A 13,714-nucleotide genomic window follows, 5' to 3' on the forward strand; every position below is an offset into this window, starting at 1 on the left:
CCATCAACTATGGAGCATACTTTATTTAAAAACAATGCATTATGCGTTTAAGGGGTGCTATAGGGGTGCTGAAAATCAGCACCTTTTTATTATCTGGTTCTATTGAACTCAGTAATTGCATCGTTACGTTGCTTGTCTATGTAAGTCGCCAAGTCGTTAACGTGGATCATTCTGGGTGACTTTTGGCTGTTATTTAGTCTATATGTCGGTATTGGCAATTCACCTGCATTGGCTTTCCTTTCAGCTGTAGTTGTACTCATTTTTAAATATTTCTCTGCAATATCGGCTAGAGGTATTTGTGATGTACCAAATTCGGCCATGAGGAGAAACGCTGTATTCATTGCGAACACTTATCACCTCCTTTCACATATCCATTCTTCAGTATTGCCGCTGCAACTTCAGCCGGAGTACCTAGCCACATAGCATCATCGATAATGGTGTTTAAATTCCCCTTACTGAGACTTTCAACTGTTTTTGGCCATACATCATTCGGCACATGATAGATGACGCAATCAGTTATCTGGATAGTGGTCATTTGAATGATTTCCTCTGTGGTGAAATTCATTCGTTGATAGCCGGCATTCCAAACAGCCTCAGTTACATCACCCGGATCACCGCCTGCATTTTTAATAATTTGCACGAGGTTAAAATCAAGTGTTGTCATTTGCTTTACCTCTAAGCTCCAGCCAGTAAACAGCTTGTTTAACAAGATGTCCAATATGTTGTCCGTGGTAATCGTCATCAACATGAAACATGATGGTTTCAATAAACTGCTGAGCCTGCCCGATTATTTGTTGAAGCTTTTTATTTCTGGCTCGCTCCTCCTCGAGGGCTATAGCCGTGTAATACAAAACCTCAAGTGGTAACCTATCCATCGCATCATCAGGATGAGCCTCATCTAGGTCAGCAATACAACCTTTGCGGACGTCTCGCCAATCATTAGATCCGTTAGTAACGTGAACTGCTACGCTATTTTCATAGTTCTTATGTATGTTCACTAGAACAATAGGGTTCTTAATTTTGCTCATCGGTAACCTCCAAACTAGCCACTAACTGTATTCTGGCCTTTTCTTCAGCGGCTAGTACAAGATCCATAAATGCGCTGTGGGGTAATAGCTTTTTAAGCTCATCAACCAGAATTTCATTTCTGATAACGCGCTCCGAATAAGCAACTTCTTTTCGTTGCTGCTTTAAAATACCCAACTGGTCACACACACATCGACGTTGCCAATTTAAATATTTACGCGCCGTTCTGGCTCTTATCGCCCATTCAGGGTACTTATCTTGTTTTAGCTCCAGTTCGGCATCGATACGGTTGATGGAGGCGTTACAATAGGCAAGGGCGCGAAGGTAATCTTCTAATGTCTTCAATGCGTCGATATCTAATCTATTGTCTTTAGTGAATTTCAGCATCTTGGACTCCTTTCGATTTACGTTTTTTCTTTTTGGTGATCGGGATTAATTTGGGTGCAACGATTTGTGGTGCTGGCGGTAGAGGAGGGCATATACCCATCCTGATATAACAGCGTTGTCTGATCCCGTGAATAATTCGATCTGTCCAATCGCAACCATCATCCACATAGTGAGTTACCCGAACAATCACATCATCGTAATCAGCCATTTCATGTTCAGTGTTATCTTGTTCAATCACTTGTTTGCCTCCTTGCTGATAATTTTGTAGGCATGTAATACATGATTTGCCTTACCGTAAATCGTTGTTACTCGAAAAAAGAAACCTACTGATGATTCATGAACCGGTGTACGAAGTAGGGCCATATCAATTAAGCGATTTAGCTTTCTGCGTTCAGTAATGAAAGATAGGATCACTACTTTGGCTGTGTTCCCTGTTTCGCTAGCGATATATTCAATTTTCATTTTTCCACCTTCCTTAGTGCATAGTTGGCATTGCAGGGAAGCCGCCATCAGCTTCCAGCGCACGGATATAATCATCATGAAGAATAGAAAGACCTTCACGCCCCATTGCGGATAGGCGAGGGCCATGTTCTAGTGAGATATCAAGGAAACCGACATATGCCTTAATGGTAAAATCAGCCCAGTAATCTTTACCAAATTGCTCTACCATGATGCTTTCAAAATGACTCATAAGACTGAGTCGTAGTGATTCAGGGTAAATACTCAGTGATGATTTACCATTGCTATAAATAGTGGCTAAATCTGTGCCACCATTAGGGTTCGGTACCTCTATTGTTCCATTTTTATCTTGTTGCTCACGAATAAAGCAGGTGGCAACCACCCAGCGCCAGATTGAAACACGTTGCTCTGGTGTTAGAGTGTCGGGTTCATCAGCTAACTTACCCACCACAGCAGCAGCCAAATACAGGCCTTTTAGTAACTCCTTATCGTAGTGACCACATTCAAGCGCCTTAACTGCGTCAGAGTAAGAAATCAAAGTGCCATCGTCGGCAATAACGCCATTACCTGCATCAGTAAAATAAGCCATTATTTAGCCTCCGGCGTGTAGATAGCTTTGTCGTGTGAAAACTCACCGTTCCATGTCTTTTTCATTGGAAGCTCACCTTTCATATAAAGTTGGTATAAACGGTGGCAACCTTTTTCCAATAAGACAGGTGTCACTTTTATAAATTCTTCCATGCCATGAGGAGTGACTTTGGTTTCTTCCTCTGTGAGATATTTATCCCGAGCGTAGGAAGCGACTCGCCACTTAGGAGACTTCTCAAGGTCACGGCGTGAGTTATAAACCCAGTTTCGTTCTGAAGCCCACCACATCATTTTGTTAACATTTACACCATTAAGTGCTTTGCAAAATGAGGTGATCGTTATGCCTTTGCTGAAATGCTTACCTAGGCTTTCCACTGTCGCGTTGAGATGTTTATTTTCAAGCTGGAAAGCTTCTGCGCGGTCTTCAGCTTCAATTACCATCAGTGCAAGCTGTTTTCGACTCACCTCAGTCGGTGCAGGGCGAAAGTAAGCATCTTCCATTTTTTCAAAGAAAGACCAGGCCTCGTCACTATCGACAATTTTCGACATACGGGCAGCACCTTTTTCGGTCCATAGCGTCAACGACGTTGTATGTTTATTAACCGAGTAAATATCCTTTACTTGGTTACGAAACGAACGTAATGAGTCACTTTTGAGTGTGATGATATGAACCCCCTCAACAAAACGATCACGGTTATTTGAAAGGTTCATGCGGATGTTGGCCTCATCAACACCATAACCAGCCGCTAATGTTTCCGTGGTGACAACTCGGACACCTTTCCATTCAATAACGGGTAGTGCGTTAGCATCTATTGTGATTAATTCGCTCATAATTAAACCTTCTTAATATCAATTTTTAACTTTTTAGCTAATCGGCGTTGTTGTCTATTTAGTGGCATTCGAATGTCATCACCGTTTCTTTCAAATTGGGATAGGTGTTTGCAGACATTGGCATAATCTTTAACTTCATTTCTTTCTAAACTAAGCCCTTGGGCAATTGTCATGCCTGCAATTCCCTGTTGAGTTCTGCTGCGTTTTCTTTTGCTCATAAATAACTCTCCGTCACTTTAATTTTTGCTTTAGATAAACAACGGTCAGCTGCCGTCTTGCTTTCCTTTTCTTGATAACTCAAACCATCAGAACTGCCGGGAATTGAAATAGAAAAGGCTTGGTTGTATTTATCTGCAGCACGGCGATATAATTTCTTTGCTTCTAGCTCTTTCCCTTCATTCATTAATTGGTCAAATCTCGTCATATACATACGGCTCCCCATTTAAATAAGCAGGCATATATTTTGTAATTACATCGATTAATAATTTTCCTAGTTCGGTTATGTTTCCGTATTTCGTATAAAGTAATGCGTAAGTATCGTATATATTCTTGTCTGAATACTTACAGCGCTGCTTGCAATCCAACTCCTCATATACATCACGAAAGAAATTATTAAGGTTTTCGTTAGTTAATGTGATTATGACTTCTTCATTGTTAACGACTGCTTTAAATTGGGGCTTTTTACCTTCATGTTTAAAGTAATCTAATAGACAGTTGATGTAAGTCATTCTCCTTTTGCCTATTAATAGTTTATATTCCATTTAATTATTCCTGATTTTAGATAAAGGGATTCCCTCAGCATTGACGCTGATTTAAATTTAATGTGGTTATTTAATTATAAATTTTGAGCGGCTATTAACTTTTTATATACTTCATTAGCTACGATATCTGCATCTTTGCATTTATCTTTTGCTTTTTCGTATTCCATCTCAAGGCGTTTAATTTCACGTTCTTTTTTCAGCTTTTCATTTAGCTCAGCGTATTTAGCTTCTTTACGCTCCATGAAATGTTCAGTTGGCTCACCTCGTTTGTGTGCAACAGTACCGTTTTCAAGGGTAATATGTTCATCTTCATAGTTTGTTTCAATACCTTCTTCACGGAATTCACGTTCTGTTAGGATGCTAGATAATTTATTGAGAGCTGCACGCTCACTGAGATATGCACGCTTGGCGCCATTGATGATGTATACGGGACGCTCGACAACCTGAATCTCAAATCCTGTTGCTAATTCAATTGCTTTAACCATGACTTTATTTCCTTAAGTTTAAAAATGCGATAATTCGCTCTTTCATTTTCGGTAATTGATTCATTATTTCTTTAGCTTCATTTGATGCTTTTTCATATTCAAAAAATGAATCTACTAAATGATAATCACTATCTACCAATTTATATATTTTACATTCCCACTTACCGCGATGTTGCCAAAACTCATCAATGTATTTAGGGGGGGGCATATTGTTCATTTTACAAATGTTCATTGCGTTATAAGTTGCAGTGTTCATGCTTAGTCCGTATTCATTAATTTTTCTACTCTTGATAGTGTAACGCTAGTCATTAAATCAAGTTCGCTCAATAAACCAATAAGTCGACCAGCCTCTTTTGGAAATGATATAGATAACCTATTCAGTAATGGTTTTATTTCTACCGTTAGCTCTCTTGCATATCTTTGAGCAAGTGAAGCTGTTTTGTGTAAATCAGAATTCTTGCTCTCAACAGGGTGGGGTAACATTAAATTATGCATTTGGAACCTCAATATTTATCTGAGCTATATTGTCATTTGCTTTTTCTATTAATTTCAAAGCAGCTTCTAAAGTGTTTTCGATATCTTCATTATCTAAAATGGCTGAATTTAAAATAGTATTTATAATTGCTCTAGCATAAGTTAATTCTGTATTTGCTGAGTTTCTTAATTCAATATTGTCATTCATTGTGATTTACCTGTTTCAATATCACAGACTTCGAGAGAAACAATAACCTGAACACCATGAAGCCAGTAATGTAAGTTTTCTACATCAACAATTTCATTATTGGATAAAACATTTAATTTAATGTGATTAAGTAGGGTGCTTATTTCAATTAATCGTCGTTCTCGCCTCGTTTGAAATTTTGTTTTCCGTACATCTTCAATAAGCAAATTAATTTCATCTTGGACGGCATTAAACTTATCAATATTAAGCATCGCCCCCCCTAAACACCTTTCTATTTCATCCTCAGCCTGACAGATTAATTCATTCGCAATCTGACGCTCACTTGAGTCTCTATTAAGGAATTGTGCTGCGACCAGAAAAGCTTTAACACGATGCATTGTGTCTATAAGCTGGCTAGCATCAGCTGTTATTAATTTATCCATGTCCATTATCCCGTTGTGCATTTTCTTCAAGTAGGTACAAAGAAACATCATTTGATAAATCAAGCGCCAAGCCAATTAACTCCTCAATAGTAGATGTGTCTTTGTGCCGTAAATTCTCTTTATTGATAGTGAAAAGCAGTGAATTTAACTGAGCACTTTTTTTTGCAGCGACACTTAATTTAACTTCGTGTGACATGTCACGCTCCTACAGGTGTTTGTGATGCCAGTGATAAAACATAATCACGAACAAGTTGTAATTTTGCTGACTTCAAATCCGTTGCATAAACTTCTTTGCGACAACCTTTGTCAGTCAGGTCGTTACGCTTTACTGCAAAGAAGCAGAACTTAAACAGACCTGTACGGATATCAGGTTTAAGTACGTTGGTATTTGACGCATAATGTATAGTCGGCATTTTTTAAACCTCGTCACTATGGGTTAAAAATTTAGCTGGCTGCATTTCACCTTCACCGCGCATGAGCCACCGTAGATTTACACCCAAAGCTTCAGATAAAGCCGCTCCGCGCTCAATTCCCACGCCTTTTACTCGACCATTAGCCAATGCACTAATTGTGCTTTGTGAAACTCCAATTCCCCAAGCTAAAGCGGCCTGTGTCATTCCAGAGTGCGCAAGAGCCGAGCGCAAGCGTGTAGCGAATGAGTTTTCTATGCCCGTAGTCAGTTGCTCGACCTTGATTTCATTTTTTAATGGGAAATCAAACGCAATGCTTGATTGAATGCTAGATGATGTATCTATTAGTGCTCTAAATTTTTCTTGCAGTATTGCTTCAATTATCTCGCTTTCAGTTTCTGAAAGCTTTCCTGATAATATGAGAAGACTGACACACTGAGTTTGCTCCGCAAGACTGGACATGTAGCATGCATTTCTCATTAACAAATCATATGCCTTATTCATTTTTTATCTCCTAAGCGATTTTTAATGATAATAGACAGAGCGTTTTTAAATGTCAATCGCTAAAGCGATATTTTTTTTATATTGACGTTTACTAGGAAATATAAGATTATCCTCATACTGTACAAATAAACAGTATGAGGGTGTAATGAAAAAAATGGAAGTTAGTTTCTACTATAGAAATAGACCAGGGCGCTATAGATTGGATAAGACAAGATTATGTTATTTATATTGTTTTGATAAAAGTATAATCACCCCTAGTAAATTAATATTATCATCGACTGAAACCAAAGGGATGCGAGAGTCATCAACGGATAAGTAGTCATTAGCTGCACTTTTAATATATCTATAAGCACTAATGTTTTTATTTATTTCAATCAACACCAGATCATTTTGAGAAGGGAGCTCTTTGGGGTCAATAACTACTATGCTTCCTTTGGTGATCTCGCTAATTCCTGTATCTGATTCAATTTCATAGGCTTTTAATGATGGCTTGAATATATTACTAGGTATAAGAAATTGGTTATGTGTGGGTTTGTTTCCTTTCAATACAGCCAATTCTGCATACTTTCCAGTCATCACTTCAAATGGTGGGAGAGCTTTATTTCTTGCTGTTTCAGTATCACCACCATGTTGTAGCCACTCTGCATCAACACCAAGTACGCGAGCTATATCAACCAATCTTCTGCTTGACGATGCTTCTCCTGACACTAATTTCCATACACTTGATTGTGCCATACCTACAGCTTCAGCTAGGGACGCTTGCGTGAATCCCGAATTTTTCATTGCTGACTTTAACCGTTCTGAAAGACTCATATATTACCTCATTAAACTATAGCGATGGCGATATTATACATTAATCGCTTTGGCGATTGAATACTGTTTATTTATACGCTAGAATCGCTATAGGAATATTGGAGGGTTTATGAAAAATGAAATTATAGACAAAGCGATTAACAGTATTGGTACGACACAATTAGGGTTTGCGAAGCTAATAGGCGTCTCACAGTCAACAGTTTCTGATTGGTTAAACAATAAGAAAAAAGTATCCCCTAGATTGGTGCCTTCGATTGTTAATTTAACAAATGGAGCTGTAAAGGCTCACGAAATTCGACCTGATCTACCAGAGCTTTTCGGTAATACACATGCACCAGATACACAACACACCGATGCCTAAGCATTACTTTCCTGATGACGCTAAGTGGATTCAGGAAATGTTATTGCAACTGTCGTCAGGCGCGAGAAATAGGGCGCTGGTGGCTTATTCGGAAGTGTATCAGCAGCATTGGGAGTTAGAACCAATTTCATATCGCAAAGATAATAAAGCGAGACATGAAGCGAACTCAAGGCTAAGGCAGTACGTGAGACGTTATTCGAAGGCAATGCAAGGTTATACCTCAGCGCCGTTGTTGGTTGGTCAGTAATTCATTAAGGAGGATTTAGAAGTTAAGACGTTTAGCCGTCTAGATTGTTTTCTGGGGAAGAGGGGAAAACTTTCTAAGGGGGTAAGGGGGTTGATCTTTGAAAGGGGTGTTAGGGAAGGCACTGCCAAGGAAGGAGTTAGATCTTAAATATAGATCTCTATAGGGGTTATAAATACTACCAGCCGTTTAGATGCCTAAATGGTTAATCTTCCAAAGGCTTCGACCTTGGCAGGGTAAATTATTCAAGTGAGGAACGGATGTTAAACATTACACCAAATTTTGCACAGGAACGCGGTTTAGCTATGTTGCGTCAAGACTGGAAGCAAAACCGCACGTTTATGATTTATAGCCCAACAGGGAGCGGTAAGACAGGGCTAGCGGCATTTATCACAAACGGTTACATCAAGCGCAATATGCGAGTTATGTTCTGTGCGCCATATACAAACCTGATCGCCCAAACAGCTGAGCGTTTTCAAGAGTATGGCATACCAATGGAAGAAATCGGATTTGTTTGGGCCAATCATCCCAATTATGACCCAACAAAATTAATCCAAATTGCCTCAGCAGATACGGTTATTCGTCGTGAGTTTCCTGACAACATTGATTTACTCATCATCGACGAGGCCCATTTACGCCGTAAGAAAATACTCGATGTCATTCGTGATACTGACCTCAAAGTAATAGGGCTTTCTGGAACACCTTTTTCCCCATTTCTTGGGGAATATTACGAAAGGCTGATTAAACCTACGACGATGAAGGAGCTTATTCAGCGTGGGGATCTAAGTAAATACGAATTTTACGCACCAACAAAGCCGGATTTATCAAAAGTGAAATCAGTTCGTAGTGAGGAATTCGGTAGTGATTATAAAGAGGCTGAAATTGCTGAAATTATGTCAGGTGCAGATTTGGTTGGCGACGTGGTTGATAACTGGCTGGCTAATGGTGAAAACCTACCAACCATCTGTTTTTGCGTCACTGTCAGCCATGCAAATTATGTCACCGTTGCTTTTAACCGCTCAGGGGTGAATGCAGAAGTCATTACAGCTGATACGCCACATGATGAGCGCCGAGTCATTATTCATCGTTTCGAACAGGGTGCAACCAAGATCATTGTTAATGTCGGAACGCTTGTCGCAGGTTTTGATAGTGATGTTCGTTGCATCATTTATGCACGTCCGACTAAATCAGAAATTAGATGGGTTCAGGCGTTAGGGCGCGCATTAAGACCTGTAGACAATTACACCTCTCTATACGATGAGTATCTATCCAAGAGAGCCAGTCTGCTAACGGCTATTAATAGCGAGGGCAAGTAACTATGGAATTTAAGCCTGTTTTTTCATGGCGTAGCGATGATATGCCAGAAACCACAGAAGCTATCGTTTTTGTGTCACGTTGCGGGAATGTGGTGAAAATCGGGAGCTACCGACACTGGAATAAGAAAAATAAGTCCTACTCAACTCGTAAAGAGCGCATTTGTGAGCAGTCAACAAATCGCGGTAAAGAGGCGAAGTCTGAATTAGGTCCTTACGGTAAGTACAAACATGTTTATATCCGTAATCGCTGGTATCAGGTTCATCGTTTAGTCGCCTTAGCATGGATACCCAATCCAGATAATAAACCTCAAGTTAACCACATTAACGGTATCAAATCAGACAATCATTTCGATAATTTGGAATGGGTTACAAATCTTGAAAATAGACAACATGCCGGAGATGTATTAGTCCGAAACATGCCATGTGGTGAGGATGTTAGCACTGCAAAGTTAACAGCTGCTAATGTTGCCGATATCCGAAATCGACTTAAAAAGCCATACAAAGGGCTTTGCCGAGACCTTGCTGCGGAATTCGGTGTAGCGAAATCAACTATTAGTTGGATTAAAAAAGGTGAGACCTGGAAACATGTTTAAAGTTTTATTTAAAGTGAGTTGCGAAGAAGACGTCGAGCATGTGAGGGGCATCATCATGGCTCGCCATGTACCTAATGGGGATACAATTATTGTCTCCAATGAAACTGTACCAGCAGATATTGTAATTAATGTCCCCAAAGTAAAAAAACGCGCTGCACTCATCTTTGATCATTCCGGTTCTGTCCATCGCTTAGGCTTTCCTGATGATATCGAATATGACGAACTGCCTAGCAAAAATGACGGCATGAAAGAGGTTAACAGTGTTCGTGAGCAGGAAAAACGCGAGAAGAAACCGAAAGAATGCACCTCATGCCACTACATGAAGCCTGCAGGTGTTTATGTTTGCCCTAAATGTGGATTTAAACCACTCGCTGGGGAAGACGTAGAAGTTGATACAACACGTAACATCAAAAAATTAGGTAAGACTGAAAAAGTTTACACCCAACAAGAAAAGCAAAGTTTCTATTCCCAACTTAAATATTACCAAAACGTGAGAGCGGTTGAAGGCAAGCCGATTAGTGACGGGTGGGTAGGTCACACATTTAAAGAAAAATTCGGTGTATTCCCCTATGGGCTACACAGCACCCCTCAAGAGATTACACCAGAGGTTAGCAATTTTATTAAACATAAGCGGATCCGTTTCGTAAAAGGTCAGCAAAAAGCCAAAGAGCAGTTTGCACGTATTAAAGGTCAGTTAAAAAATAACACACCACAGCAAGGAGCATTACTTTGAATACAATTGATGCCGCAAAAGGACAATGGGCAAAAATATTTGCGCACTATGGGCTACCCCCTATAACTGGGCGTAAACACTTTAAAGGCAAATGTCCATTATGTGAGAGAAAGGGCAAGTTTCGTATTGATGATAAAAATGGGCTAGGCACATGGATTTGCACCTGTGATTCGGGTACTGGCTTTCAGCTACTGGAAAAAACACAAGGTAAGAGTTTTAAAGTTCTGGCTGATGAAGTGGATATGCTTCTTGGCAATCATCGAGAAAATATAGCACCTAAACCACAAACTAAAGATACCTCAATTGCAGGGTTTAGAGAGCGGATCATCAAGTGCTATTCAAACCTAAAATCACTGAAAGATACCTCAGCAGCGAAATATCTACACAATCGAGGTATCTATGAGCTGCCGAGTGAACAGGTTAAATTTTGTGATAAGCAACCCGTAAAACATAACCCTAACAGCTTTCAAGCTATCTGGTCGCTTGCAACAGACTCAAAAGGGCAGCTTTGTTACCTGCATAGGACGTATTTAGAAGGCGATAAAAAAGCGCGGCTATCTCTGGTCAAACGAATGGATGCGCTACAGGAGGATAACTACTTAGAGTATGCAAGTTCCGTCGCTATTCGTATGTTCCCCGTAGCTTCAACGTTGGGAATTGCTGAAGGGATCGAAACTGCACTTTCCTGTAAGCAAATCTATGGCGTCAATACTTGGTCAACAATGAATGCGGGCCATATGGCAAAATTTGTCGCTCCAAAAGGTGTTAAGCATCTAATTGTCTTTGCGGATAACGATTGGAGTGCAACGGGCGAGGCGGCAGCTTATGAATGCGCCAGAAAAAACCTAGTGGCCAACAATGATATTGAAAAAGTAAGCGTCAGATGGCCCGACTTAAACGATTTTAACGACATGCTCACACAAGGTTGTGACGCAAGAGAACGTGTTTTTATTCGGAAACAGAGAGAGGCGGCTTAATGAAACTCGAAAATGCACTGAAAAACTTTCACCCTAAGTCACCTACATTCGGCAATGTAGCAGGTTGCACATCCCCTGACCGAATTACAGGTACAGATATCATGGCAGCTATGGGGATGACTGAATCACAAGCTAAGTTTGGTATGGCGGCTTTTCTGGCTAAAAATGATGTCAGCGAAGAAGATAAGTTTTCTACGGTAGAGGCCCTAACTCAATATGCACTTAAAGTAGCACCTAAACTAGTTCGCAAAGCTGCGGGTAAGAAACTGGGTTACTGTTTAATTGTTCTGGCTAAGATGGCATTTGAAGATTATGCCCGTTCAGCAGGTTCAGTTTTCTCATGTTCAGCATGTAACGGAAAAGGACTCATTTATAGTCATAAGGACGTCATTAAACATCCTGGTATAACTAGACTAGACGGAACAGTGGTTATTGAGCCATGGATTGAAAACGAAAAAGTCGAAGAGTTATGTATTTCTTGCAATGGAAAAGGGCAAATAGCGCACCGCTGCCGCTGCAAAGGGCGAGGTAAGGTATTAGATGACATTCAAACTAAGCTGCAGGGCGTGCCTGTATTTAAAGATTGTCCTCGTTGTGCTGGTAAGGGGTTCAACCGTGTACCGTCGTCTGTGGCATATAATGCAATAAGGCATTTAGTACCTGATTTAACACAATCATCATGGTCACGTAATTGGAAGCCATTTTATGAAAAATTAGCTAGTAAATGTTTTATTGAAGAAAGTGCGGCTGAACAAGCATTTAGAAAAGTAACCAAATAAACATAATAAGAGGTGATGCTCTTAGTCCATTAACATTTAATGTAACTATTAGTTATATTTTTGTGTGAAAATTGAACTAAATTAGCAATCTGTCAAGCATATTTTTAAGATGTAGACATATGATTTATATAAGTTTATATTCGAATTTGATTTTTTGAAAAATGGGTATTTTATGAATAATGTTTATGAAGAAGATCTAAAGAGATTATGGAGTGGTTATGGCCCAATAGATCTGTTTAATGATTTCGAGTCATTGGCTACAGACATTCAAAAAAGAGCGGAATTAATAGAACCTTGTAGAAAATTAATAGCTAGTAGGAATAAGCTAAAAAGTTACAATAATAAAAACTCATACGATTTAAAGTCAGAATTTGAACTAATACTTAATATAGGTTGGCTTCCTCATTCTATTTTTATTTTTTCTGCATTTTTAGAGGGAATAAAAATTAAGGCGATAGGTAAAATTAATGGGGCATGGGTATTCGAAACTAATATTGGGAAATGATACATACAAAGCTAGTTTGATTTTTGCATAAAATTGACTTATTATCTTCTAATAATGGACATTCTATACCTAGTCGCATTAAACCAATTCAAGGCCTCGCAATTGCGGGGCTTTCTTCTTTTAAGGATTAGCTCTTATTATGAGCAAAATATTTAATGTCATTATCGCGTTGTTTTTATTGGGAGCTGGCTTTGTGCTAGGACTCACTCTTTCCTATAAAGATGATGTAAATGTTATTGAGAGAACCAAACGCACAGTGCTTGGATACTTGAACAGCCCTAAATTGGAGTCATTTAAAGATGTGGGATACCATTTCGATAAAATATCTCATAATGGTGGAGAGGTTGGTTATGTTTGTGGTTATGTATCTAGGCACTACGACTTTGTTAGTGAAGTTGAATTTAAACGCTTTGTGGTTAAAACCTACATAAAGCCTGATGGGGAAATTAATATATCAATACCAGCGATAGATGGCGTTGGGGAAGTTTTTGATAAATCGCAAATTGACAAACTGTGGAATAGTTATTGTATATCACCCACCCTCAGCAATTAAAAAAAACCACCTACAGCAAGAGGTGGCGGTATACATACCATTGGGAAAAACCAGAAAAAAAGCTCTCTAAATGTTTGCAGATTAATTTATATCACTAACTTTACTTAAGGTAAATATCCAAAAATAATTCCGTTCACATAATGAAAACTCTATTTGCTAGCTTCTATCTTGCACATAGCGGCATTAAAGCGAATAGGGTTTTCATTGTGGAGAATGCCAAGGCTGATTGGCTAACTCGCATGGGTTAACTGTACTTATCAGGATAGAAGCACACACGCCATGGGG

At 39.3% G+C, this 13,714-nt stretch carries 27 protein-coding genes and 2 pseudogenes; 9 read left to right on the forward strand and 20 right to left on the reverse strand.

Translation table 11 applies throughout. From position 1 onward, the window contains the following. Positions 1-89 precede the first annotated feature (89 nt). The 20 genes from PSF28_RS03765 to PSF28_RS03860 all read right to left on the reverse strand — a co-directional run bounded on the left by PSF28_RS03765 (position 90) and on the right by PSF28_RS03860 (position 7,368). The gene (locus PSF28_RS03765) at positions 90-341 is read right to left on the reverse strand and encodes a pyocin activator PrtN family protein (RefSeq protein ID WP_272684676.1); all 252 of its coding nucleotides are present in this window, start codon (positions 339-341) and stop codon (positions 90-92) included. Continuing rightward, positions 338-664: a hypothetical protein gene (locus PSF28_RS03770; protein ID WP_272684657.1), complete on the reverse strand. Its 327-nt coding sequence runs from the start codon at positions 662-664 to the stop codon at positions 338-340. The genes PSF28_RS03765 and PSF28_RS03770 overlap by 4 nt, the downstream gene beginning before the upstream one ends. Next, entirely contained in the window at positions 651-1,028 is a 378-nt protein-coding gene (locus PSF28_RS03775; protein WP_272684658.1) for a hypothetical protein, read from the reverse strand. Before PSF28_RS03775 ends, PSF28_RS03770 begins: the two co-directional genes overlap by 14 nt. Then, a complete protein-coding gene (locus PSF28_RS03780; protein ID WP_129466307.1) occupies positions 1,015-1,413 on the reverse strand; it encodes a hypothetical protein in 399 nt (132 codons plus the stop codon). The genes PSF28_RS03775 and PSF28_RS03780 overlap by 14 nt, the downstream gene beginning before the upstream one ends. After that, positions 1,397-1,651, reverse strand: a complete 255-nt coding sequence (locus tag PSF28_RS03785; RefSeq protein ID WP_272684659.1) for a hypothetical protein — start codon at positions 1,649-1,651, stop codon at positions 1,397-1,399. The genes PSF28_RS03780 and PSF28_RS03785 overlap by 17 nt, the downstream gene beginning before the upstream one ends. Further along, complete coding sequence (locus tag PSF28_RS03790) at positions 1,648-1,875, reverse strand: hypothetical protein (protein ID WP_272684660.1); 228 nt, start codon at positions 1,873-1,875, stop codon at positions 1,648-1,650. The genes PSF28_RS03785 and PSF28_RS03790 overlap by 4 nt, the downstream gene beginning before the upstream one ends. A 13-nt stretch (positions 1,876-1,888) precedes the next feature. Beyond that, on the reverse strand, positions 1,889-2,461 hold the full coding sequence (locus PSF28_RS03795; protein ID WP_272684661.1) for a hypothetical protein: 573 nt from the start codon (positions 2,459-2,461) through the stop codon (positions 1,889-1,891). Next, positions 2,461-3,291 (reverse strand): ORF6N domain-containing protein, encoded by an 831-nt coding sequence (locus tag PSF28_RS03800; RefSeq protein ID WP_272684662.1) that lies wholly within the window; start codon positions 3,289-3,291, stop codon positions 2,461-2,463. The genes PSF28_RS03795 and PSF28_RS03800 overlap by 1 nt, the downstream gene beginning before the upstream one ends. Before the next feature lie 2 nt (positions 3,292-3,293). After that, positions 3,294-3,509 carry a hypothetical protein gene (locus tag PSF28_RS03805; protein ID WP_105880979.1) on the reverse strand — a complete coding sequence of 72 codons (216 nt, stop codon included), beginning with the start codon at positions 3,507-3,509 and terminating at the stop codon, positions 3,294-3,296. Further along, positions 3,506-3,721: a hypothetical protein gene (locus PSF28_RS03810; protein ID WP_226693624.1), complete on the reverse strand. Its 216-nt coding sequence runs from the start codon at positions 3,719-3,721 to the stop codon at positions 3,506-3,508. Before PSF28_RS03810 ends, PSF28_RS03805 begins: the two co-directional genes overlap by 4 nt. Next, positions 3,702-4,052, reverse strand: coding sequence for a hypothetical protein (locus PSF28_RS03815; protein WP_226693623.1), 351 nt, complete (start codon positions 4,050-4,052; stop codon positions 3,702-3,704). The genes PSF28_RS03810 and PSF28_RS03815 overlap by 20 nt, the downstream gene beginning before the upstream one ends. 74 nt (positions 4,053-4,126) lie before the next feature. Continuing rightward, the gene (locus PSF28_RS03820) at positions 4,127-4,537 is read right to left on the reverse strand and encodes a hypothetical protein (RefSeq protein WP_272684663.1); all 411 of its coding nucleotides are present in this window, start codon (positions 4,535-4,537) and stop codon (positions 4,127-4,129) included. Positions 4,538-4,541: 4 nt separating this feature from the next. Next, the gene (locus PSF28_RS03825) at positions 4,542-4,793 is read right to left on the reverse strand and encodes a hypothetical protein (RefSeq protein WP_272684664.1); all 252 of its coding nucleotides are present in this window, start codon (positions 4,791-4,793) and stop codon (positions 4,542-4,544) included. Between the two features lie 2 nt (positions 4,794-4,795). Then, complete coding sequence (locus tag PSF28_RS03830; protein WP_048606674.1) at positions 4,796-5,032, reverse strand: hypothetical protein; 237 nt, start codon at positions 5,030-5,032, stop codon at positions 4,796-4,798. Continuing rightward, a complete protein-coding gene (locus PSF28_RS03835) occupies positions 5,025-5,219 on the reverse strand; it encodes a hypothetical protein (RefSeq protein ID WP_272684665.1) in 195 nt (64 codons plus the stop codon). Before PSF28_RS03835 ends, PSF28_RS03830 begins: the two co-directional genes overlap by 8 nt. Then, positions 5,216-5,641, reverse strand: a complete 426-nt coding sequence (locus PSF28_RS03840) for a hypothetical protein (protein ID WP_272684666.1) — start codon at positions 5,639-5,641, stop codon at positions 5,216-5,218. Before PSF28_RS03840 ends, PSF28_RS03835 begins: the two co-directional genes overlap by 4 nt. After that, a complete protein-coding gene (locus PSF28_RS03845) occupies positions 5,634-5,837 on the reverse strand; it encodes a hypothetical protein (RefSeq protein ID WP_272684667.1) in 204 nt (67 codons plus the stop codon). Before PSF28_RS03845 ends, PSF28_RS03840 begins: the two co-directional genes overlap by 8 nt. A 1-nt stretch (position 5,838) precedes the next feature. Further along, positions 5,839-6,054: a host cell division inhibitor Icd-like protein gene (locus PSF28_RS03850; protein ID WP_272684668.1), complete on the reverse strand. Its 216-nt coding sequence runs from the start codon at positions 6,052-6,054 to the stop codon at positions 5,839-5,841. Positions 6,055-6,057: 3 nt separating this feature from the next. Then, positions 6,058-6,555, reverse strand: coding sequence for a helix-turn-helix domain-containing protein (locus tag PSF28_RS03855; RefSeq protein WP_272684669.1), 498 nt, complete (start codon positions 6,553-6,555; stop codon positions 6,058-6,060). A 219-nt stretch (positions 6,556-6,774) separates the two neighbouring features. Beyond that, positions 6,775-7,368, reverse strand: coding sequence for a helix-turn-helix domain-containing protein (locus PSF28_RS03860; protein WP_272684670.1), 594 nt, complete (start codon positions 7,366-7,368; stop codon positions 6,775-6,777). 109 nt (positions 7,369-7,477) lie between these two features. Between PSF28_RS03860 and PSF28_RS03865 the strand changes: the two genes are divergently transcribed. The 9 genes and pseudogenes from PSF28_RS03865 to PSF28_RS03905 all read left to right on the forward strand — a co-directional run bounded on the left by PSF28_RS03865 (position 7,478) and on the right by PSF28_RS03905 (position 13,429). Next, positions 7,478-7,729, forward strand: coding sequence for a transcriptional regulator (locus PSF28_RS03865; RefSeq protein ID WP_272684671.1), 252 nt, complete (start codon positions 7,478-7,480; stop codon positions 7,727-7,729). Continuing rightward, complete coding sequence (locus PSF28_RS03870) at positions 7,698-7,976, forward strand: hypothetical protein (protein WP_272684672.1); 279 nt, start codon at positions 7,698-7,700, stop codon at positions 7,974-7,976. The genes PSF28_RS03865 and PSF28_RS03870 overlap by 32 nt, the downstream gene beginning before the upstream one ends. A 257-nt stretch (positions 7,977-8,233) precedes the next feature. Beyond that, positions 8,234-9,202, forward strand: a pseudogene (locus PSF28_RS03875) (DEAD/DEAH box helicase); the annotation flags it as partial. Between the two features lie 89 nt (positions 9,203-9,291). Then, on the forward strand, positions 9,292-9,882 hold the full coding sequence (locus tag PSF28_RS03880) for an HNH endonuclease (RefSeq protein WP_272684673.1): 591 nt from the start codon (positions 9,292-9,294) through the stop codon (positions 9,880-9,882). A 145-nt stretch (positions 9,883-10,027) separates the two neighbouring features. Beyond that, positions 10,028-10,615, forward strand: a pseudogene (locus PSF28_RS03885) (DEAD/DEAH box helicase); the annotation flags it as partial. Next, positions 10,612-11,592: a DUF7146 domain-containing protein gene (locus PSF28_RS03890; protein ID WP_272684674.1), complete on the forward strand. Its 981-nt coding sequence runs from the start codon at positions 10,612-10,614 to the stop codon at positions 11,590-11,592. The pseudogene PSF28_RS03885 and the gene PSF28_RS03890, both read left to right, overlap by 4 nt. Continuing rightward, entirely contained in the window at positions 11,592-12,371 is a 780-nt protein-coding gene (locus tag PSF28_RS03895; protein WP_272684675.1) for an antitermination protein Q, read from the forward strand. The genes PSF28_RS03890 and PSF28_RS03895 overlap by 1 nt, the downstream gene beginning before the upstream one ends. 172 nt (positions 12,372-12,543) lie before the next feature. Continuing rightward, positions 12,544-12,876, forward strand: a complete 333-nt coding sequence (locus PSF28_RS03900) for a hypothetical protein (RefSeq protein WP_164528700.1) — start codon at positions 12,544-12,546, stop codon at positions 12,874-12,876. Positions 12,877-13,015: 139 nt separating this feature from the next. Continuing rightward, positions 13,016-13,429 (forward strand): hypothetical protein, encoded by a 414-nt coding sequence (locus PSF28_RS03905; RefSeq protein WP_166685805.1) that lies wholly within the window; start codon positions 13,016-13,018, stop codon positions 13,427-13,429. The last annotated feature ends 285 nt before the right edge of the window (positions 13,430-13,714 follow it).

Source organism: Providencia sp. PROV130 (genome assembly GCF_028482225.1).
GTDB lineage: Bacteria > Pseudomonadota > Gammaproteobacteria > Enterobacterales > Enterobacteriaceae > Providencia > Providencia rettgeri.